A 20,293-nucleotide genomic window follows, 5' to 3' on the forward strand; every position below is an offset into this window, starting at 1 on the left:
GGTGCGAGTCATGTGTATCGCGCCTCCAGACGGCGGCTGATGGTCATCTGACCGAGGATGATGGCCCCGACCAGAAGCAGGAACAGGACGGCCAGCGCTGAGGCCTTGCCGATGTCGGCCTGGGCCACTCCTTGCTCGATCAACGACTGGGTGACGGTGCGGGTGGCGAAGCCTGGTCCACCGTGGGTCAGGGTGAATGGCAGGTCGTAGACCTTCAGTCCCCCGGTCATCAGCAGCAGCTGGCTGACCGTGATCGCGGGGGTCAGCAGGGGCAGCGTGATCGACCGGAACATCCTGACGCGTCCGGCGCCGTCGATGGTGGCCGCGTCGTAGTAGTCGCTCGGGATCGACTGGAGGTAGGCGAGGTAGAGGATGGCGTGCCAGCCGGTCTGTGCCCAGACGGCGACGACGATCACCGAGATCTGGGCCAGGCGCGGGTCGGAGAGCCACGGCACCGGGCCGATGCCGGCCACAGCGTGCAGCGCGCTGTTGAGGACCCCGGAGCCGAGCGGGTTCAGGATGAAGCCCCAGACCATGCCGAGCACGGCGATGCTCGGCACCGCGGGGAAGAAGAATACCGAGCGGACCACGTCACGCCCGAAGAAGCGGGTGTTGAGGACCACCGCCAGCGGGATCGCCAGGCAGGTGACCAGGACGGTCGTCACGACCGCGTAGCCGAGGGTGAACCACAGCGCGGAGAGCATCTCGGGGTCTTTGAACGCCGAGGCGTAGTTCGCAAAGCCGATCCAGTGCATGTCGGTCGTGTACCCGTTGGCGTCGGTGAAGCTGAACCACAGGCTCTGGCCCAGGGGGATCGCATACAGGACCACGAAGATCGCGATGATCGGGGCCAGGAAGAGCCACGGGCCGCCCGAGGCGGCAAAGCGCCGACGAGCGCGTGGGCGACCCGCGAGCGCCGTTCGCGGGATGGCCGCCGAGTGTGACAGCGACAAGGCCATGGAAGGGGTGCCTCTCTCGGTCGAGGTGAAACGGGAGGTGCCTCCGCGGCAGATCGCTTGGGTCCGCCGCGGAGGCGTCGGCGTCAACTCCCGAGGCTTGCGAGCTTCGCGTCGAGCGCTGCCGCGAACTTGGCCGGGGTCGAGGTCCCGGCGATCAGCTGCTGCATCTGCGCGGCGGCCTCGGGGCCGAGCACCTCCGAGTGCGTGGGCCACGAGACCTGCGGCAGGTAGAACTGGCCCGCGCGCACGGCCGTGGCCATCTCCGTCAGGGCCGGGTCGAGGGTCGGGGTGAAGTCGGCGGTCGTGGTGATCGACTGGGTCTGCTTCTGGTAGAGCGCGACACCTTCCTTGCTTGCGAGGTACTCGACGAACTTCTCCGCGGCCACCGGGTGCTGAGCCTTCGCGTTGATCGCGTAGCCCGGCGAGACAGCGCCGACCCAGTACAGCGTGCCGTCAGTTCCCGGCACGGCGGCGAACGACACGTTCAACTTCGGTGCGGCGGTCTTGATCGTGCCGAGCGCCCAGGATCCGGTGCCGATCATGGCGACGTTGCCCTTCTCGAACTCGGCCATGACCTGGTCACCGGTCAGGCCCGCCGCGGCGCGGGTCTCCATGCCCGTGGAGAAGAGCTGGCTCCAGGTCGTCAATGGGTCGGTCCACGTGCTGGCGAAGGTCTGCTTCTTGGCCCAGATGTCGGCATCCATCGATCCGCCGAGCTGCTGGTTCTTGATCCCGAGCAGGGCCGCGAGGGTCACCGTGATGCCGTCGCCCGGCTCGAGGAAGGGCGTGATGCCCGCGGCTTTGAGCGTGGCGCCGTCGGCAAGGAACTCGCTCCAGGTCTTCGGCTCGGTGGTGATGCCGGCCTTGGCCAGCAAGTCCTTGTTGTACAGGATCCCACCACCCCATGAGGCGATCGCGGCACCGTAGGTGGCGCCGTCCTTGGTGTACGTGTCCTTCGCGGCCTTGGCAATGTTGGACATGAAGGGCTGCTTGCTGAGGTCCTTCACCAGCTTCTGGCCCATCAGGTCCTGCTTGTTCTCGGCGGTGATGATGAAGACGTCGGCGGCCGTGCCACTGCGCAGGCGGGTCTGCAGGGTCGAGACGTACTGGGTCACCGGCGGCGAGTAACTGAAGTCGACCTTGATGCCAGGGTTGGCCTTCTCGAACCCGTCGATGACCGGCTGCATCGTCGCCTGGGTGTCCCAGGAGAAGAAGCTGACCGTGGACTCGGCGACCCCGGCGCTCGCCGAGGACGTGGAGCCCGCGGAGCTGCTGCTGCACGCGCTCAGGGCCAGGGCCACCACCGCGAGGGTGCTCAGGGCCATGACCCTGCGGCGGCTTGCCGGGGCCCGACGGGGGGTGTCGGATTCATGCTGGTTCAGCGACATTGCTGGTCTCCTTGTCGGTGTTGGCAGAGAGGTGTTGTGCTCGTCACGGACTGTGCGGCGGTGAGGGCGCCGCCAGCTGTGAGGTCAGGGGGATCGGACGTCGGCGAGAGCAGGGTCCTCGCCGATCCAGGACGGCACGGTGTCCAGCTGGAGCACCGAGGCGTGGCGCGTGCCCGGCGGCACCGACACCTCCAGGGGGTGCCACGTCTGCCAGTCCGTGCTGACAGACCCGCCGTAGGTGCCGGCGAGGTAGTGGTCGTAGAGCAGGACCCACTGGTCGTCGACCCGGTACAGGGTGGGGCCCTCGGCGGCGTCGTCGCCGATCGGCCCGACGAGGCCGTCGAACGGCCCGCCAGGGTCGAGCGCGTTGGTGAGCATGATGCGTTTGAACGGGTTGTGGGCGACGTTCTCCCCGCGCTCGTCCTTGAACGCCATCCGCAGCAGCCCGTCGGTGCGCACGACCGCGGCGTCGATCACCGAGTAGCCGGGGTCGAAGAAGATCGCGGACGGCGAGAAGCTGGCGAAGTCACTGGTCTGGCAGCGCCAGATCCGGTGGTCCTGCGGGTTGTGCTCCCAGTCGTGTCCTGCGCCGTCGAGCTGCCCGTCCACGCACGAGGACCAGATGATGTGCACCAGGCCCGCATCGTCGACGAAGAACTCCGGCGCCCACGCGTTCTGGGCCCCGGGGACGTCCGTCATCACCGGCAGGAGCTCGGGCTGGTCCCAGTGCCACAGGTCGCTCGACGTGGCGTGCACGATCGACGTGCTGCTCCATCCGTCGGTGCCCAGCAGGTGGAACTTCCTGTCAGGTCCGAGCCCGATGAACGGGTCGCGGATCCGGCCTGTCCCGACCGTGCTGGACAGCAGCGGTCGACCGCCGTTGAGGGGCACGAATCGTCGCCCGTCCTCGCTGACGGCGAGATGAACGCTCTCGTCGTCAGCGGTGAAGTACGACATGAGGAACATGCGGGTCTCCGGATTCTGGATGTGTGGTCGACAAGCGATCGAGTGCGGGGCGTGTCATCCGGGAGGACGAGCGGCCGGATGAGGGCGTGGACGATCAGCACGACGGCGTGCGTACCGCCGCGCGGGTTCGTCGATTCGGGCTGCAGTTGTGCGAACTCTGTCCGGTGGACCGGTTCGGAGCGGAGGGGGCCGTCAGCCCGTGGCGTGCGACGCGGAGGTGGAGCGGTTGGTGCTCGCGTCGGTGTCGGCGGCCTGTCCGGTGCTGCCTCGGATCACGAGGGACGTGGCAAGCCGGATGTCGTCGGTGACCAGGCTCTGGCCGTCGAGCAGACTCAGCAGCGCGCGGGCACCGCGCAGTCCCATGTCGTGCAACGGCTGACGCACGGTGGTCAGGCCGGGGAAGCTCTGCCCGGCCTGTGGCAGGTCGTCGAAGCCCAGCACCGACAGGTCTCGGGGCACGTCCAGGCCCGCAGCGCGCGCGGCGTCGATCGCACCGAGGGCCATGAGGTCCGCACCGGCTGCGATGGCAGTCGGGTTCTCGCTGAGCAGCGACGTCGAGGTGCGGAAGCCACTGTCGTAGGAGAAGCTGCAGGTTTTGACCAGGCGTTCGTCGACCTGGAACCCGGCCAGGGTGAGCGCGTCCGAGTAGCCGCGGAACCGCAGCTCGGAGCTCTGCAGCTCGTCGTCGCCCCGCAGGAAGGCGATGCGGGTGTGGCCCAGCGCGATCAGGTGCTCGACGCCGGCCCGCATGCCCTCGTAGTTGTCGACCGTCACCCGTGGCAGAGGCGTGTCGATCCGCCGGGGATCGATGACCACGCACGGGACGCGGTTGTCGCGCAGGAAGTCCAGCGTTGCCGGCTCCAGCACCGGGGCGACGAGGATCAGCCCGTCGACCTGACCACGGGACAGGCTGCGAATCCGGTCCTGCTCGCGCTCGGCGTCGTGGTAGGACGCGTTGATGAGCAGCTCGAGCTCGTCGTCCGCGAGCTCCTCGGCGACGCCCCGGATGATCTCCAGCGTGTACTGCGCGGTGAGGTCCAGCGTGATGAGCCCCACGAGGCCGGTGCGCCCGTTCTTGAGCGACCGGGCGGCGGAGTTGACGACGTAGCCGAGCCGGCCGGCCGCCTCCAGGACGCGCCGGCGGGTCTCCTCCGAGGCGCCGGGGCGGTCGTTGAGCACGTTCGACACGGTCATCGCGGACACGCCGACCTCGGCCGCCACCTGGGCGATGGTCACCCGTCCCACCATGTCTGCTCCCTGACCTGCATCGCCGCCGCCGCAGGCGTCATGCCTGCGAAACGGTCGGGTTCGTCGCTGAACGTGCACTACTTTAACGCTAAGTTGAGGACTGTCAAGCAGCTGCCGGACGGCCGCTCAGCCCAGGTTCAACCGGGTCTGCGCCGCGCGGTCGCACACGAGTGCGTCGCCGCGCACGTCGAGCGCCGCGACATGGATCGTCGACCGCCGGGTCGCCCACGTGCGGCGGTCCTCGCCGAGCGGGTGCGTGAAGTACGTGAGGTAGGCCTCGTCACCGTGCACCAGGACGTCGGCGTGCAGACCCGGCCCCTCGTCGTCCGTACCGGGGCGGCCGGACGCGCCGTCGAGCAGCACACCCGCCGGGCGCCACGTCTCCAGGTCGTCGGAGGTGAACGCCAGCTGCCCGTCCCACGAGTCGACCACCATCCAGTACCGGCCGCGGAAGGTGAACACGTTCGGCCCCTCGTGACCGCCCTCGGTGCGCAGCACGGGCCTGGGCTCGTCCCAGTGGTACAGGTCCGCGCTGTCCGAGGCCCAGGTGCTGTTGCCGTCGGCCTCGTTCTTGAACCACATGCGGTACCCACCGGCCGGCAACGGGTGGACGCAGGCGTCGATGACGAGCGGGTACCGCGGCAGGACGTCGCCGTGATGCGTCCACGAGACCAGGTCGGGGCTGGTGTAGTGGTGGATGTGCCGTTCATGGCCGGCCCAGCGGTCCGGGACCCCGCGGATGTAGCTGACGTACATGTGGAACTCGCCCTCGGCCCAGACCACCTCCGGGGCCCAGAAGGTGTTCCGCCCCGGCTCGTGCTCCAGCCCGGCGAGCACCCCGCGATACACCCACGTCGCGCCACCGTCGGACGACGACGCCGTACCGATGTCGCTGCCGTGCACCCACGCCACGCCCTGCCCCGCTGGGGCATCGGCCCGCCGGCTGGTGTACAGGAGCCACCACAGCCCGTCGGTGCCGCCCGGAACGATCACCGGATCGGTCGCACCGTCATGGATCGGGTCACGGAAGAGCTCTGACATCTGATGGTTCCTTCCTCGCCCACATTTCCCTAACGTCATTGCCGACGTTCATCGACAACCACGGGCATCGGCCGCGGGTCGCTGTTTGCCGAGCCCTCCCATCGCACCGAACAGAGTCACCCAGGAAGTCACCGGGTGCACGCGCGCCGTCCGGGCGCGATCCCTGGGGACAAGAGTGAGAGTCCGTCGGCGTGGTGCACCCGCAGTCCGATGATCGTGTCGTCGGCGGCGACACGATCATCGGCCTGCGGGGACGCCTTCAGCCGTGAAGGAAGTCGGTCCGCTCGTGCACCGCTTCACGTTCGAGCCACAGCCTGACCACGACGCCGACGTCGGTGAGGGTCCCGCCCTCAGGTCGGGGTCCCAGGTCGACGGTCAGTGCCGCATGGTCGTGCTGCCAGAGCGGCGTGTCCACCTGTCCGAGCACGCTCACCGCCCGGATCCCCCGGGTCAGCAACCCCCGACCGCGCCCGAACGACTCGATCCGCGCCACGCCGTCGACGGGCCGCCGCAGCACGATCGCATACACGTAGTCCCCCGTGACGTCCGTGCGCGAGGTGAACCGCAGATCCGACGAGGTGTACGGCGCGGCTTCGTGATCGACGAACGACCCGACGGCCACCGCCGTCGGCCCTTCCCCCGCCACGACCCACGGACGCGTGCCGTAGATCGCCTCCCCGTTCCGCGACAACCACGCCCCCAGCCCTTCCAGGATCTCCTGCTCGGCCGGCGGGATCGTTCCCTGCGCGGTCGGCCCCACGTTCAGCAGCAGGATCCCGTTCTTCGCCACGACGTCGACCAGCTCGCCGACCAGATCGGCCACCGACTTGTAGTCGTGATCCTTGACCCAGCACCACGAGCTGCGCGACACCGACGTGTCGTTCTGCCACACCTCCGGACGGATCCCCGCGATCGACCCCCGCTCGACGTCGAACACCGCACTTCCGTCAGCGAACGCCGTCCACTTGTAGTTGATGACGACCTCACGCCCCCACTGAGCAGCACGGTTGTAGTAGTACGCCGCCAGCTTGCGCACGTAGGGCTCGAAGGCCGGCTGCTCGATCCACCAGTCGAACCACAGCACCTGCGGCCGGTACCGATCGATGATCTCCACCGTCCGCAACAACCAGTCCTCGAGGAACTGCTCGTTCGGTGCTGTCTCCTCGCGCTGAGCCGGACCGTAGAAGTCCACGAACTCCGGGTCCAGCACATCGGAGTCGAACCGCGCGCCACCATTCATGAAGAACCAGTGCTCCGCGCGGTGCGACGACACCCCCGCCACCATCCACGCACGCCGCGTGGCATCGAGCAGGTCTCCCAGCACATCCCGCTGCGGACCCATCGCCGTGGCCTTCCACCGCGACCGATCCGTCTCATACATCGCGAACCCGTCATGATGCTCCGCCACCGGCACCACGAACTGCGCGCCGGCACGACGGAACAACGCCGCCCACGCATCAGGGTCGAACTGCTCCATCGTGAACGACGGGATGAAGTCCTTGTACCCGAACTCCTTCTGAGGTCCGTACGTCGCCACGTGATGCTCGAACTCCGGAGTGCCCGCGAGATACATCGACCTCGAGTACCACTCGCTCCGAAAAGCCGGCACCGAGTACACGCCCCAGTGCAGGAAGATCCCGAACTTCGCATCCAGGTACCACAGAGGTGGCCGGTAACCCGTCAGAGACTCCCAGCTGTCCTCGAACGGCCCGCACGCAATCACCGCGTCCACCGCGGACAACCCCGCCGAGTTGTCCGCCACATCCACCACCGGCGGCAACCCGGCCCACTCGGTACCGCGCCGAACGACCTCACCCACATTGACTCCATTCCACATCAAGAGCGATTGGCGGAAGCACGCCGTCACGCCGAAACTGTCAGACCGTCTCATTCTGAGGGGACACTGGCGCCCGGACGGCGGGTCACCTCCCCGAAAGTGTGGACGCCGAGTCCCCATCGGAGTTCGATGCACGCCTCGCGGTCCTGCGCATCGACCGGATCGCGTCGCCGGTGGCTCTTCCGCTGGACCAGAGCCTCCACAAGGCCCCACCGGGGCGTCGTCGGGCGAGTCGAGGTACCGGGCCGTCGAGCCGATCACCATAGCCAGCTCCACCCCCCAGTCGGTCTTCGCCGACGTCCTCGGGATCAGGACGTCATCATTTGGTCCGATCAGAGCCGACGGGTCCTTCAGGAAAACGACCGGTCCCACCGGGATCTGGGCGCCGGTCTCCACCGCGTGATCCCGGTAGTTCAGTCCGATGCAGACGATCTTCGTCGGCACAGCGACCGGAGCCCCGATCCTCGAACCCGACACCCCGGCGAGTATCGGCAGCGATCCCGCAGTGGCGAGCGCAACCGCCCGTCCGATACCACCGCCGGCGAGTAAAGCTCCATCGATGTCGTCGGTGACAGACCGCAGGTCGCAAGCGGCACCGCCGATCTGCACCACCGGGATCTCCGCACCGGGTTCGCCCAACCGCGCGAGTGTCATGATCTCGTCAGGTCCGTTCTGTGTCAGTGATGTCATGATCGGGCGCGATCCTCCCGCGCTCGTCGGGCGCATAGGCGGCCTCGACGACCCCCATGGTGCCCTCCTTCTCGAGGGCCGCCTCCAGGACCTGTTTCGCCAGGCCTGCCAGCAACCCACCCGTGCCAACCAGGTCGATCCCGGCCACCCGAGCCTGCTCGACCAACTGCGCCGCCACCTCACGCTGCGCGCCCTCGTCCAACCCCATGCCCGTCATCGTCACCAACTCGATCGTCCCGTTCATGCTGCCCACTCCCTCGCCACGCCATGCTCGCCATTTCTGGCTGGACAGCACTTACAACACTGTTCGGACAGGCTCGCAGCCTCGACACCGGATCAACCGGTTGCAGCGCCGTCACGGGGTAATGCATCTGCCGGATTCCAGGCATCCTCGGGCAACAAATTCTAGGGCAGCAGAGCGTGCGACTGACGCGGCGGAGGCAGCTTGCGCAAGAAGTGCCGAGTATCTGTCCTCGGTGTAGAGCATGACGATCATTTTGTTGGCCTCCGCTTCCGCTTGTCCGGCATGTAGCCGGACGAAAGCGGCGATATCGGGGCGGGCACGGAGGAACGACGTAATCGAGCCAGTATCAATGTTGATGGTGCCGTTGGTCCGCATTGCATCCCGCAGATCGAAGCTGTACTGGTCCTGAAGATATTGGAAATAGTTTGCTTCCGTGTACTGCACCGGTCCGTAGATCGGCTTCTTCTCGGCGACCGCATCGCGGCGTCGGGTGTTCTCGTCACGGAGCTGAGTCAGAAACGAGTCGTACGTCGCCGACTCGGCGATTCCGTAGGTCACGGCCCACCGACGCTGAACCGTGGCGCGCGCGATATCGGCCAGGGCCGCATCGATGAGGTGCTCGGACGGGGTCGAGTCGCCATACCGCGTCGTCCAGAAGCCGGCTGAGCCTGCGTCGTGGTTCTCGGCCTGATAGTGCGCGATGGTCGCGGCTCGATCCCGGTCCAGGTAGATCTGCAGCTCCCGTGCGGGCACGGCGATACCGTCGACCGTCGCGACGTCGGTGTCCTGGGCCAGCAGGGTCGCGGGGCCGGACGCTGCCGGATGGCCGACGGTCGTCGGCTTGAGCCACGCTGCGGCGCAGACGACTGCCAGAACGAGCAGGGCCAGGACGATGCCGACGATCAGGCGCACCGGCCGGCGCGTGCTCGCGGCAATCCGGTCACGTGCCGTGGACCTCGTGGACTGCATCGGTTCTCGTCTCCGTCGTGCTGACCCGTCCCTGTCGCGAGGGGAGGCGCCCGGGCCCTCGACACGCCCGGGCGCCTCCCCCGGCTCAGGGAGTGGCAAGCGTCGCGATCTCAGCGGATGTCAGCGTCCGGTTGTAGAAGTGCACCTCGTCGATCGCTCCGTTGACGAAGTCAACAGGCGTTCGCGCCCAGACGGCGGACCCGAGTGCGGTCGCCCCCCTCACCCGGAAGATGCTCGCCGCGCTGGCCGACCCCTGCAGCGAACCGTTCACGTAGAGCGAGATCGATCCGGCGCTGGCGTCGAACGTGCCGAGCACGTGGTACCAGACCCCGGCCGTCGGTGTCAGCGTCGACGCCACGCTGCTCGCCGTCGCTCCTGTTGCGTCGGAGGGACGGGTCGTGAACGTGAACTTGCCACCGGCCAGCTGGAGGTAGAACGGACTGACGTTGGCGCCGTAGCTGCTCACGAAGGTCTGGTTCCCGCTGAGGGAGCTGAGCTTCACCCAGGCGTCGACCGCGAAGCTGGCGCTCGTGTCGATCGGCGTCGCACCGACTGCACCCCAGGTGCCCTTGGTGCCGTCGAGAGCCAGGGCGCCCGCTCCCGCCTCCCCGGCTGCCCACCCGGCCGATCCCGTGAGCCAGCCCGGCACGGTGTACCCGGTGACGTCCGCGAACGTGCGGCCGGCGTCCTCGTTGAAGGCGAAGTAGGCGGAGGCGCCGCTGCCGATCGCGAAGGCCTCGCGGTCGGTCAGGGCCCGGGGGATCATCCTTACGTCGTCGATCGTGGCGTTGGCGAAGTCGACCGGGGCGCGGTTCCACTTGGCTCGCCCGATGGTCGTGTGCCCGGTGGCCTTCCATGCGGACGAGTAGCTCGCGGTGGACTGAAGGACACCGTTGACGTAGAGCTTGATGGTGTGGGCGACGCTGTCGTAGACGCCCATCAGGTTGTACCAGGTCCCGGCGACCGCGGCGGGTCCGACCGCTTGGGTGTACGAACTCGAGGTGGAATCTGCGCTCCGCTGGGTGAAGGCGAAGGAGCCGCCCGACAGCTGGAGGTAGAACGGGCTGATGACCGACCCGTCGATCGAGGCGTAGGTCTGGTTCCCGGTGGTCGTGGTCGGCTTGACCCACGCCTGGACGGTGTACGAGCCGCTCGTGTCGACGGCCGTCGTCGGGATGTCGACGAACCCGGTCGAGCTGCCGTTGAGCGCCACGGCGAACGGCCCCATCCGACCGGCCGCCCATGAGGCGCCGGCCTGCAGCACCCCCGGGTTGTTGTTGCCGGACGCGTCCAGCGCGGCCGTCCCGCTGCCGGTGTCGAAGCGCCAGAACCCGCCGGGGGTGGGTGCCGGGGCGGCGACGCCCGCACCGTTGTAGGCCCCGATGTTGGGCGCGGCCGACGACGAGACCGGGTTGCCGAAGTAGTCCAGCCCGCCGTTCCCGGCGACCAGCGCGCCCGCCCCCAGGGCCGGCGACCCGGTGCGCAGCTTGTACGCCGCCGCAGAGGCCCGCCCAGAACCGGCGCCGCCCGGTGCGACGAGCAGCGGGTCGGCGGTCACCTTGGCGGCGTCGGCCGGTTCGCTGCTCGGGTGGTTGCCGTACATGAGGTTGTGGTTCCAGGTGGTCCTCGTGGTGGCGTAGCCGCCGGTCCCGAGCTTGTAGATCACGTTGTTGGTGAAGACGGCGCTGGCGCCCGACGACGGTGTGCCGGCGGTGAGGTCACCGTTGTTGCCCGCGGGCATGTAGAAGGTGTTGTTGTAGACCTGGGCGACCGCACCGGGGGTCAGCCCGCCCAGCAGCCCGATGTTGGCGTTCGACGCCCCGTCGTTCTGGCTGATGTTGTAACGGATGGTGCTCGTTCCGCTGACACCGAATGTCGCGCTGCAGCAGAACTCCATGAAGCCCCACGGGTTGTCGTGCGTGTAGTTGTACTGGAGGACGGTCCCGCTGTCGTTGTTGTCGATGTCGAAGGCCTGACCGTCGACGAACGACTTCCAGTTGCGCGCCACCTCGTTGTACTGCCAGATTCCGTTGGTGGTCCACCCCGACCAGAGCGCAGCCCCGGAGAAGCGGTAGCCGCTGTCGGTGGAGACGTTGTACTGGATGAGCGGGGCGGAGCAGAACACGCACACGATCGAGTTGCCGCCGGCGTTGGTGATCGTGTTGTTCTGGATCACCACACCCGTCGTCACCTTGTCGTGGTTGAGGCCCTTGAGCGACCCGATGTAGATGGCACCCGCATCGGTCTTCGTCAGGGTGTTGCCGTCGATGAGGATGTCGTCCCAGCCGCTCGTGGTGTTCGCGTCGCTGAGCTCGAAGGCGATGGCCGAGGTGTTGACCGGCTGCGGGTCGTTGGTGTTCCAGTTCCCCGCGATGTCGTGGATCGTGTTGTTGACGATGTGGATGCCGTGCAGGCTCCCCGTCGTGTCGTTCCCGACGTGGATGCCGGCCCGGTACCCCAGGGTGGTGGCGGTGTTGGTGATCTCCAGGTTCTGGATCGTCCAGTCGTGCTGGTCGAGCAGGCTCACCGCCGCGGCGGCGCCTCCCCCGGCCACGATCGGCGCCGCACCCGAGCCGTAGCTCGACACGACGACAGGGTTGCCGCTCGCCCCGGACCCCTGCGGTGCGAGGGTGCCGGTCCACGAGCCGCCGGCCGCCAGGAGGATCTGGTTCCCGGGGGCGAAGGTCGTCGCGTTGACGTTCGTCAGGGTCTGCCAGGGGGTGGACGGGCTGCAGCCGTCGTTGGCGTCGTTCCCCGCCGCCGACGAGACGTAGTAGGTGGCACATCCGGTGGCGGAGGCGGCCGGGGCGGCGATGACGGCCGCACCGAGCCCGACCACGGTGGCGGCTGACACCGCGACCAGTCGTCGTAGGGACGCTCGCATGGGACTTCCTTTCGTCTGCGCTGACGTGGGAGCGGGCACCGCCGCCCGAGGAGCCCGCACGGGGGCCAGGGGGCGCGAGCCAGGTTTACGAGGCTGTAGCGTTAAACATCATTGAGATTTACGGGCGGCGTGTCAAGCGGCGGGCGGCCGGAGGGCGAGGCCGGGACGGCACCGAAGGGTGCTGCCGCGGGACGCCGCCGAAGGGCGCTGCTGCGGGACGCCGCCGAGGGGTGCTGCGGCCGGGCGCCGTCACGGGTCGTTCTCGGGACGGGAGGGACATGCGCGGCGCGGCCACGCCGTCGAAACCGACGGGCGGCGGCATGCGCCACCGTCGAGGGCGGTCCCCCGCGACCGTCAGCCCGGGTGGCGCACCGCGTAGCGCAGGTGCACCACGCCGTTGGCGAAGCGGCCGTGCTCGGCCAGCTCCAGGTCGAGCCGCACACCGCGGGGCAACGCCGGTTTGCCGCCACCCACCAGGACGGGGCAGACCAGCAGCACGCACTCGTCGACCAGCCCGGCCCGGAACGCCTCGGCCGCGATCCCCGGGCCGCCGATGCTCAGGTCCGCGGCTGACGTCTCCTTCAGCCGACGCACCGCCGCGGGGTCGAACGTCCGCTCGATCCTCGTGCGCGCGGTCGACACGTCGGCCAGGGACGTGGAGTAGACGACCTTGTCGGTGTCCCGCCAGATCCCCGCGTACTCGCGGACCACCGCGGGCTCGTCGACCAGCCAGTCGTCGTGCTCCCAGACGCGCATCGTCTCGTACATGCGCCGCCCGTACAGCGAGGTCCCGATGCGCCGCTCGTGCCCGTTCCAGAACGCGTGCACCGCCTCGTCGGGCACCGACCAGTCGAACGCCCCGGACTCGTCCTCCAGGAACCCGTCCAGCGACATGTTCGCTGCGTAGATCAGTGCACCCACGGCGGCCTCCGTCCCGACGAAGGCTCCAGCGTGCGGCGGCCGGGCGGCGGCGGCAACACGGCGGAAGGGGCCGCGGACGGTCGGGTCGTGCGCGCGGAAGCGGTCGCTGAGACGATGCGCCGGTGGTTGACAGTCCCCGGACGACGCAGTTCCAGCTGAGTGGTGTCCGGCTCTACGTGCCTGACGAGGAGCTGGGCGCACGGCTCGTCGGCGGCACGGAGCGGCTCGCCGCGTACATCAAGACGTTGACGTGGGTGTGCACCGAGTACTTCGGAAGGCTCGGTCGGGACTTCGGCTCGATCGGGATCCTCATCGTGGTGGGGGTCAAGCCCGATGGCGAGACCCGGCTGTGGTGCGAGCCGGTCGGGGGCGAGGTCGACGCGGAGTCGTGGACGGCCCTCGTCGGCCTGCTCGACGGTGCCGGCTCCGACGTTCGTCCCCTCGTGACCAAGCCGATCGCGTTCGCGATCGAGGGATACCTCGCCGACGGGCCTCAGGTGCCGTTTCCCGAGGTGCCCCGCGCGTGGGTCGACGCGTTGGCCGGCAGCGAGTCGCCGGTCAGCATCCCCGACGAGCTGTTCCACCTCGTGTTTCCCAGCTAGCCCCAGTCCGCGCCGACGCACTCCAGCGATCCGGTCACAGAGAGCATGCCGGGGACGAGCTCGCGGCCTCGTTCGTTCGGATGGCGGTCCGCCCGGCCATGTCACGGACGCAGCGCCCTGGTGGCGACCGCCTCGCCTCGTCGAGTGGAAGACTCCGGATCATGGAACGGCCGCTCACGCCGCGAGAGCGCGACGTGCTCGATGCCCTGCTCGCCGTGGAGTTCGACGGTGTCACAGAGCTCCGAAGGCAAGCGCGGGCGGCGACCGTGGTCGGCGGGTGCTCGTGCGGTTGCCCGTCGATCGACTTCGTCACCGAGCCGGGCGCCGGACTGCACGTCCGCGTGAACGCGGCGATCCGGGGAACCGACGACGAGCTGTTCCTCTACACCGTTGACGGGCGACTCGGCGGCATCGAGTACGTGGGCGTCTCCGACACCGCAGACCCCAGCGAGCTCCCCGACCCGGCACTCCTCATCCTCGAACCCGTCTAGTCGGACACGGCGCGGTGCGCGCCTCGAGATCCGGCCCGCGGCCCCCTCATGCGCCGGCGATGTCGCGGAGCAGCTCGCAGGCGCGGGCGATCGCGCGCTGGTCGTCGGGGCTCAGGGCGTGCAGCTGCTCGTCGAGCCAGGTGTTGCGGCGGGCGCGGGTGGCGAGGGCGAGCTCGGCGCCTTCGGGGGTGGTGCCGATGAGCACCTTCCGGCGGTCCTTCGGGTCGGGGGTGCGCACCGCGTAGCCGGCCGAGGTGAGCCGGTTGACGCTCTGGCTCATCGAGGCGGGGGCGACGTGGGCGTCCTCGCTCAGCTCGGTGAGGGTCCGCGGGCCGTGCTTGTGCAGCCAGGTGAGGACGTCGAGCGCCGTGTCGCCGAGCGTGCCCTCGGGCCGCTCGCTGCGGAAACGCCGGTACAGCAGCCCGACCGCCGAGCGCACCTGGCCGCCGAGACCGGCCTCGTCCGACGTGCCGAGGTGCTCGCGGTTTGCCTCGGTCCCCATGGGTCGTTAGTGTACCTAAACACCGATCCTTAGTATACCTAAGCACCCTGGTCCGGGTCGGTCCCCCGTCCGCATCGGAGCCCCCATGACGTCCCCGCAGACCGCTGCCCACCCGACCGTGAGGGGCAGACCGTTCTCCTGGCGGTTCACCACCCCGCTGTTCATCGGGTCCGCGCTCAACCCCATCAACAGCTCGATGATCGCCACCGCGCTCGTGCCGATCGCGGCCGGGCTGCACGTCTCGGTCGGGCAGACCGCCTCCCTGGTCACCGCCCTCTACCTGGCCAGCGCGATCGCCCAGCCCACCGCCGGCAAGGTCGCGGAGGTGTTCGGCGCCCGCCGGGTGTTCGTCGTCGGGATCGTGCTCGTGCTGCTCGGCGGGGTGGTCGGCGGGGTGGCGCACAGCCTCCCGACGCTGCTCGTCGCCCGCGTGCTCATCGGGCTGGGCACGTCATGCGCGTACCCGACGGCGATGATGCTCATCGCGCGCAGGGCCACCGCGGCCGGGATGGAGAAGCCGCCCGGCGGGGTGCTCGGCGGTCTGCAGATCGCCGGCATCGCCACCGCGGCCCTCGGCCTGCCGATCGGCGGGGTGCTCGTCGACGCCGCCGGGTGGCACTGGGTGTTCCTCGTCAACGTGCCCGTGGCGCTCCTCGCCCTGGCTGCGGCGCTCCGCTGGATCCCGCGCGACCCGCCGCAGCAGGCGCCGCGGAGTGCGCGCGAGGTCGCCTCCCGCATCGACCTGACCGGCATCGTCGGGTTCGCCCTGGCGATGACGGCGCTGCTCGCGTTCCTGTTCTCGCTGTCCCGCCCGAGCTGGGCGCTGCTGGCCGGCGCCGTCGTGCTGTTCATCGCCCTGACGGCCTGGGAGCTGCGGGCCGCGCACCCGTTCCTCGACGTGCGACTCATGGTGCGCAACGCCGCGCTCACCAGGACGTACCTGCGCTTCGCGCTCGTCGGGCTGTGCGTCTACGTCGTGCTCTACGGCCTCACCCAGTGGCTCGAGGCGAGCCGCGGGATGTCCGCGCTCGGCGCCGGGCTGCTCCTGCTGCCGATGAGCCTGGTCTCCGGCCTCGTCGTCGCCCCGCTCTCGCGGCGCAACCTGGTCCGCGGGCCCGTCATCGCCGCCGCCGTCGCCAGCCTCGTGGGGTCCGTCGGCGTGCTGCTGCTGAGCGCGGGCACGAGCATCGGGTGGATCCTGGCGATCACCCTGGTGTTCGGCGTCGCGCTCGGCACCGCCGCCAGCGGCAACCAGATCGCCCTCTACGTCCAGGCCCCGCCCGAGCAGCTCGGCGTCGCCTCCGGTCTGTTCCGGACGTTCGGCTACGTCGGGTCCATCGCATCCTCAGCCATCACCGGCATCGTGTTCCGCACCAGCGTCAGCGACGGCGGCCTGCACCTGGTCGCGCTCATCATGATCGGCGTGAGCATCGCCGCCGTGGCCCTCACGGTCCTCGACCGCACCCTCCGCGACCCCGGCCGCACCACCCCACCCACGAGCTAGGACCCACCACCATGCCCGTCAACCCCCTCGGCCACGCGCTGCGCCACCGGCACGCCGGCCACCACACGCTCGTCTGGGCCCGCCCCGACCTGCAGGCCCCCGAGACGTTCACCCTCACGAGCCCCGCGTTCGACCACGGCACCCCGATCCCCGCACGCCACCGCGGCCGGATCTTCGGCACCAACCTCTCCCCCGCCCTCGCCTGGACCCCGCCGCCGGCCGGCACCGCCGAGCTCGTCCTCATCGTGCAAGACCCCGACGCGCCGCTGCGCACCCCGGCCACCCACGCGCTCACGCTCGGCATCGACCCGGCACTCACCGGCATCCCCGAAGGCGCCCTCGCCCACCCCAGCCCGCTCGACGGCCTCACCCACGGCAAGGGCGGCCTCGGCCGACGCGGCTGGTCCGGCCCCATGCCCCCGCGCTCGCACGGACCGCACTCCTACGTGTTCCAGCTGTTCGCGCTGGACCGCCGGACGGGGCTGGGCGAGGGCTTCGGGCTCGGCGAGGTGCTGGAGGCGATGACGGGGCACGTGGTCGCGCGGGCGCGGCTCGACGGGACGTATGAGAACCGGTAGAGCGTGACCAGGGCGGGCGGCCTGCCGACGCCGATCTCGCCGTGTCCGAAGGGTCCTGCGCACGGACCACGACGTTAATCTCGCTGGCTTGGCCTGAAGATGGAGACCTTCGAGGCCCGCTGCACGAACGCCTGGCTACTTGACTCCCGTCGAGGCGGACCATGCGGCAATCGAGTCGAGCACTCGCAGAGGCAGCTGGCTGCAAGGGCTCCGCCGTCTGCACGGGTTCGGCCACCGCCGGGGCGCCGCATGACCTACTCACGGCGCCTTGCGCGCCGTTACCGACTGGAACGACCGAGACCGGCCTTAGGACTTGGGGCTGCTGCAAGTTCAGTTGACACTCGGGTGAGCGGTTCTGCGGCGGCTGCGCAGATGTTCTCCGGCTCCACCGGGGTGGAACGACCCAGGCGGGACTCGCGGTGTGGGAGGCGGTAGGTCTGCTCGAGCCAGGCCACGATCGCCTGGCGCAGCTCGTTGCGGGTGTCCCGGCGCTTGCGGTCCAGGACGTTGTTCTGCAGTTGGGCGAAGAACGACTCCATCGCGATCACACCGCCATCGGGAACCGGCCTTCGATCCCACTCCTCCACGCAGGCGTCAGCGACGTCCTGAGCCAGAACAGCTAGGACGAGGCTTCGGGCCGGGCGAGCCGCCAGGTCCGGGTGGGCCGGCCCCAGTCAGAGCGAGTGTCGGCGTCGGGGACGAAGCCGCACCGGCGATGGGTGCGGACCGCGGGCGTGCGGTCGTCCTCGAACTCGTTGACTGCATGCGCAGCATCGGTGTCGGCCCAGACCCGGGTCATCAGGAGCGTGAGGACGGCTACGCCCAGGCCTCTGCCGCGCACCTCAGGGACGAGGTTGATGCCGATGTTCGCGACCCCGGCGTCGACCTCGTAGTGCGCATGGCCGATGTAGTCGGAGGTGATGGTGTCTCGGACGTAGAAGTAGCCGTGCCGGTCGGCAGGCTGCAGGAGCCGGTCCTCAAACGCGGCCCACTGGTCAGGCGGCCAGTCGATGCATCCGGTCACCCGGTCATAGCCCGGGTGGTCCAGGTTCCAGCCCGCGTTGTAGGACATGAACCCGGGGTCGGCCAGCCACGCCTGGCGCACGCCGAACTCCGCGCGAGAGGGAACGTAGAGCTCAACCATGCAGCGACCCTACGTCCCAGGCGCCGACATGCGACGGGACAAGACCGCACAGGCACTTCGAGGCGATGCCCCCGCTCTCGCGCATGTCGGACACCCGTTAGCCATCCGCCGGCCGCGGATGTCCCCGGAGGGCGCCATCGCGAACCTTGGCCATCGGCGCCGAGGCTCTGACCTGCAGCGATGCTCCGAGGCGATACTCGACCCGAGAACCACTCTCGGTCCACGGAACCGTCGCAAAGAACCTGACCCCTGGGGTCTGCTGCACGGTTAGGTGACACCTGATCTGGCTTGCCGGTGGGCGGGCCGGGGAGGATGTCGCTGTGCCGAAGCCCTACCCTCGTGAGTTCCGTGACGACGTCGTGCGGGTGGCCCGAAGCCGCGAGCCCGGTGTGACGGTCGAGCAGATCGCCAAGGACTTCGGGGTCCACCCGATGACGTTGTTCACGTGGTTGCGTCAGGTCGACGTCGATGACGGCGCCCGGCCCGGGGTCGGCCGCACGGAGTCGGCGGAGCTGGGCGAGGCCCGCCGGCGGATCCGGCTGCTGGAGCAGGAGAACGAGGTCCTGCGCCGCGCGGCGTCCTACCTGTCCCAGGCGAACCTGCCGGGAAAAGGCACAACCGGCTCGTGAGTGAGCTCGCCGGCGACCAGATCCCCGTCGCGGTGACGTGCCGGGTCCTCAAGCTCGCAAGGCAGCCCTACTACCGGTGGCTGGCCAACCCGATCACTCCCGCCGAACTGGCGCGGGCGTATCGCGCCAACGCGCTGTTCGACGCCCACCGTGACGACCCGGAGTTCGGCTACCGGTTCCTGGTCGACGAGGCCGCCGACGCCGGTCAGGCGATGTGCCGGCGGACCGCGTGGCGGATCTGCGCCGACAACGGCTGGTGGAGCGCGTTCGGCAAGAAGACCCGCGGCAAGGCCGGCAAGGTCGGCCCACCGGTCCACGACGACCTGGTCGGGCGCGACTTCACCGCCACCGCACCCAACCAGCTGTGGCTGACCGACATCACCGAGCACCGCACGGGCGAGGGCAAGGTCTACTGCTGCGCGATCAAGGACGTGTTCTCCAACCGGATCGTGGGCTACTCCATCGACTCGCGGATGAAGTCCACCCTGGCCGTGGCTGCCCTTCACAACGCCGTCGCCCGCCGCGGCGTGGTGGCCGGGTGCGTGGTTCATTCTGACCGGGGCTCGCAACTTCGATCAAGGAAGTTCGTCCGGGCGCTGAACGGTCACGACATGGTCGGATCGATGGGCCGGGTCGGCGCCGCCGGCGACAACGCCGCCATGGAGAGCTTCTTCTCCCTGCTGCAGAAGAACGTCCTGGACCGGCGCACCTGGGCCACCCGCGACGACCTCCGGATCGCGATCGTGACCTGGATCGAACGCACCTACCACCGCCGGCGCAGACAAGAAGCCCTGGGCCGATTGACCCCCATCGAGTACGAGACCACCATGACCGCACCGGCCACCAAGGCCGCGTGACTACCCGCTGTCACCTAACCGTGCAGCAGACCCAAGCGACCTGGAGGCGGCGGAACGGCTGCTGGCGACACCGCTGAAAGGTACACCCGGGGCGGAGCGTGCCCCCAACTGCCAAGGCGGAACCCCCGACTACTCGTGAACGCCGTCAAGAAGCGAGCGTATCGGCACGAAGTAATTCGTTGCGTCTCCGAACTTCGCTCGGTCGATCACAAGTGCGCTTACCCTACGAGGTGGTTCCCCTTGTTTCAGATAGCGGCTCGGCAGCGCCATTGAATCCAGGAACTGGATGTACGGGTACTCGAGCGAAGCTCGCTCCACCAGCGAACTGCGCACCCCCGCCTCGACTACTGCGATACAATCGCGCACATCCGGATCAAACCCATTGATTCGCGCCACCAGATCGATCGGCGCCCCTAGATAGTCAGTGTCGACACGGACACATTCGCCACCGGTGAACGACGCCCGCGCCTCCAAGGAAGGGTAGCTGGGGTCGGCGTCGACCTCGACGTGCCAGTATCTGTTTATCGCATCGAACACTGCTGGCAACTCGATGACAGTTCGCCAGTCAGTGGCATGCAGCAGAACTCCGTCGCCAAGCTCCTTAAAGACCTCCGCGCCAGGGTAAGCATCAATAATTTCGCCGAGCAACTGCGAGAAGACCCGGGCTCGCGCGAAGGACCTGCGGTCTCCCGCGGCGACACGATACGCCGCACTCCCGCGAAGATCCAACATCCCCCAGTACCCGCCGACCGTTGGCGCCCCCTCGTATGCCTTGTACACAGAGTCTTCGATGTCTTTGGCCCGTGCCAACAGACGCGCGCTTATCGAACGCATTGGGC

18 protein-coding genes and 1 pseudogene are annotated in these 20,293 nt (G+C 68.9%); 5 read left to right on the plus strand and 14 right to left on the minus strand.

Going from position 1 to position 20,293, the window contains the following annotated elements; genetic code table 11:
• Positions 1–8 precede the first annotated feature (8 nt).
• From F2B26_RS00140 to F2B26_RS00185, 11 genes and pseudogenes are all read right to left on the minus strand, one after another.
• Positions 9–959: a carbohydrate ABC transporter permease gene (locus tag F2B26_RS00140; RefSeq protein WP_159805163.1), complete on the minus strand. Its 951-nt coding sequence runs from the start codon at positions 957–959 to the stop codon at positions 9–11.
• Between the two features lie 83 nt (positions 960–1,042).
• Positions 1,043–2,284, minus strand: a complete 1,242-nt coding sequence (locus tag F2B26_RS00145; RefSeq protein ID WP_159805165.1) for an ABC transporter substrate-binding protein — start codon at positions 2,282–2,284, stop codon at positions 1,043–1,045.
• A gap of 147 nt (positions 2,285–2,431) precedes the next feature.
• Positions 2,432–3,313, minus strand: a complete 882-nt coding sequence (locus tag F2B26_RS00150) for a glycoside hydrolase family 43 protein (RefSeq protein ID WP_159805167.1) — start codon at positions 3,311–3,313, stop codon at positions 2,432–2,434.
• Positions 3,314–3,505: 192 nt separating this feature from the next.
• On the minus strand, positions 3,506–4,561 hold the full coding sequence (locus tag F2B26_RS00155; protein WP_159805169.1) for a LacI family DNA-binding transcriptional regulator: 1,056 nt from the start codon (positions 4,559–4,561) through the stop codon (positions 3,506–3,508).
• Positions 4,562–4,687: 126 nt separating this feature from the next.
• Positions 4,688–5,602: a glycoside hydrolase family protein gene (locus tag F2B26_RS00160; protein WP_159805171.1), complete on the minus strand. Its 915-nt coding sequence runs from the start codon at positions 5,600–5,602 to the stop codon at positions 4,688–4,690.
• A gap of 259 nt (positions 5,603–5,861) precedes the next feature.
• Complete coding sequence (locus F2B26_RS00165; RefSeq protein ID WP_235929407.1) at positions 5,862–7,469, minus strand: alpha-L-fucosidase; 1,608 nt, start codon at positions 7,467–7,469, stop codon at positions 5,862–5,864.
• A gap of 198 nt (positions 7,470–7,667) precedes the next feature.
• Positions 7,668–8,165, minus strand: a pseudogene (locus tag F2B26_RS17130) (fumarylacetoacetate hydrolase family protein); the annotation flags it as partial.
• Complete coding sequence (locus tag F2B26_RS00170) at positions 8,101–8,373, minus strand: hypothetical protein (protein ID WP_159805175.1); 273 nt, start codon at positions 8,371–8,373, stop codon at positions 8,101–8,103. The gene F2B26_RS00170 and the pseudogene F2B26_RS17130, both read right to left, overlap by 65 nt.
• 111 nt (positions 8,374–8,484) lie before the next feature.
• Positions 8,485–9,285: a hypothetical protein gene (locus F2B26_RS00175; protein ID WP_210766837.1), complete on the minus strand. Its 801-nt coding sequence runs from the start codon at positions 9,283–9,285 to the stop codon at positions 8,485–8,487.
• Between the two features lie 142 nt (positions 9,286–9,427).
• Positions 9,428–12,226 carry a LamG-like jellyroll fold domain-containing protein gene (locus F2B26_RS00180; protein ID WP_159805179.1) on the minus strand — a complete coding sequence of 933 codons (2,799 nt, stop codon included), beginning with the start codon at positions 12,224–12,226 and terminating at the stop codon, positions 9,428–9,430.
• A gap of 354 nt (positions 12,227–12,580) precedes the next feature.
• Complete coding sequence (locus F2B26_RS00185; protein ID WP_159805181.1) at positions 12,581–13,147, minus strand: dihydrofolate reductase family protein; 567 nt, start codon at positions 13,145–13,147, stop codon at positions 12,581–12,583.
• Between the two features lie 122 nt (positions 13,148–13,269).
• Here F2B26_RS00185 and F2B26_RS00190 point away from each other — a divergent pair, with 122 nt between their 5' ends.
• Entirely contained in the window at positions 13,270–13,749 is a 480-nt protein-coding gene (locus F2B26_RS00190; protein WP_159805183.1) for a hypothetical protein, read from the plus strand.
• A gap of 161 nt (positions 13,750–13,910) precedes the next feature.
• Entirely contained in the window at positions 13,911–14,240 is a 330-nt protein-coding gene (locus F2B26_RS00195; protein ID WP_201292529.1) for a hypothetical protein, read from the plus strand.
• Between the two features lie 46 nt (positions 14,241–14,286).
• On the opposite strand, the gene F2B26_RS00200 is transcribed toward F2B26_RS00195, so the two are convergent.
• Positions 14,287–14,742: a MarR family winged helix-turn-helix transcriptional regulator gene (locus F2B26_RS00200; protein ID WP_159805185.1), complete on the minus strand. Its 456-nt coding sequence runs from the start codon at positions 14,740–14,742 to the stop codon at positions 14,287–14,289.
• 85 nt (positions 14,743–14,827) lie between these two features.
• Here F2B26_RS00200 and F2B26_RS00205 point away from each other — a divergent pair, with 85 nt between their 5' ends.
• Together F2B26_RS00205 and F2B26_RS00210 are read left to right on the plus strand one after the other, a co-directional pair.
• On the plus strand, positions 14,828–16,246 hold the full coding sequence (locus F2B26_RS00205; protein ID WP_159805187.1) for an MFS transporter: 1,419 nt from the start codon (positions 14,828–14,830) through the stop codon (positions 16,244–16,246).
• A gap of 11 nt (positions 16,247–16,257) precedes the next feature.
• The gene (locus tag F2B26_RS00210) at positions 16,258–16,824 is read left to right on the plus strand and encodes a YbhB/YbcL family Raf kinase inhibitor-like protein (RefSeq protein ID WP_159805189.1); all 567 of its coding nucleotides are present in this window, start codon (positions 16,258–16,260) and stop codon (positions 16,822–16,824) included.
• A 619-nt stretch (positions 16,825–17,443) separates the two neighbouring features.
• Here the strand turns inward: F2B26_RS00210 and F2B26_RS00215 are convergent.
• On the minus strand, positions 17,444–17,968 hold the full coding sequence (locus F2B26_RS00215) for a GNAT family N-acetyltransferase (RefSeq protein ID WP_159805191.1): 525 nt from the start codon (positions 17,966–17,968) through the stop codon (positions 17,444–17,446).
• Positions 17,969–18,288: 320 nt separating this feature from the next.
• Here F2B26_RS00215 and F2B26_RS00220 point away from each other — a divergent pair.
• Positions 18,289–19,454, plus strand: a protein-coding gene (locus tag F2B26_RS00220) for an IS3 family transposase (protein ID WP_235929401.1) whose coding sequence is annotated in 2 segments (ribosomal slippage) — positions 18,289–18,573 and positions 18,576–19,454 — 1,164 coding nt in all. Because the reading frame shifts where the segments join, the coding sequence is not laid out codon by codon here.
• Positions 19,455–19,583: 129 nt separating this feature from the next.
• Here the strand turns inward: F2B26_RS00220 and F2B26_RS00225 are convergent.
• Entirely contained in the window at positions 19,584–20,288 is a 705-nt protein-coding gene (locus F2B26_RS00225; protein ID WP_159805193.1) for a hypothetical protein, read from the minus strand.
• Between the last annotated feature and the right edge of the window lie 5 nt (positions 20,289–20,293).

The sequence above is a fragment of the Cellulomonas citrea genome, from assembly GCF_009829685.1.
GTDB lineage: Bacteria > Actinomycetota > Actinomycetes > Actinomycetales > Cellulomonadaceae > Cellulomonas > Cellulomonas citrea.

Coding starts and splice junctions, on each gene's coding strand:
- F2B26_RS00150 (WP_159805167.1), bottom strand. CDS start 3,313: ATGTTCCTCATGTCGTACTTCACCGCTGACGACGAGAGCGTTCATCTC.
- F2B26_RS00215 (WP_159805191.1), bottom strand. CDS start 17,968: ATGGTTGAGCTCTACGTTCCCTCTCGCGCGGAGTTCGGCGTGCGCCAG.
- F2B26_RS00205 (WP_159805187.1), top strand. CDS start 14,828: ATGACGTCCCCGCAGACCGCTGCCCACCCGACCGTGAGGGGCAGACCG.
- F2B26_RS00155 (WP_159805169.1), bottom strand. CDS start 4,561: ATGGTGGGACGGGTGACCATCGCCCAGGTGGCGGCCGAGGTCGGCGTG.
- F2B26_RS00145 (WP_159805165.1), bottom strand. CDS start 2,284: ATGGCCCTGAGCACCCTCGCGGTGGTGGCCCTGGCCCTGAGCGCGTGC.
- F2B26_RS00170 (WP_159805175.1), bottom strand. CDS start 8,373: ATGAACGGGACGATCGAGTTGGTGACGATGACGGGCATGGGGTTGGAC.
- F2B26_RS00160 (WP_159805171.1), bottom strand. CDS start 5,602: ATGTCAGAGCTCTTCCGTGACCCGATCCATGACGGTGCGACCGATCCG.
- F2B26_RS00180 (WP_159805179.1), bottom strand. CDS start 12,226: ATGCGAGCGTCCCTACGACGACTGGTCGCGGTGTCAGCCGCCACCGTG.
- F2B26_RS00210 (WP_159805189.1), top strand. CDS start 16,258: ATGCCCGTCAACCCCCTCGGCCACGCGCTGCGCCACCGGCACGCCGGC.
- F2B26_RS00200 (WP_159805185.1), bottom strand. CDS start 14,742: ATGGGGACCGAGGCAAACCGCGAGCACCTCGGCACGTCGGACGAGGCC.
- F2B26_RS00195 (WP_201292529.1), top strand. CDS start 13,911: ATGGAACGGCCGCTCACGCCGCGAGAGCGCGACGTGCTCGATGCCCTG.
- F2B26_RS00140 (WP_159805163.1), bottom strand. CDS start 959: ATGGCCTTGTCGCTGTCACACTCGGCGGCCATCCCGCGAACGGCGCTC.
- F2B26_RS00225 (WP_159805193.1), bottom strand. CDS start 20,288: ATGCGTTCGATAAGCGCGCGTCTGTTGGCACGGGCCAAAGACATCGAA.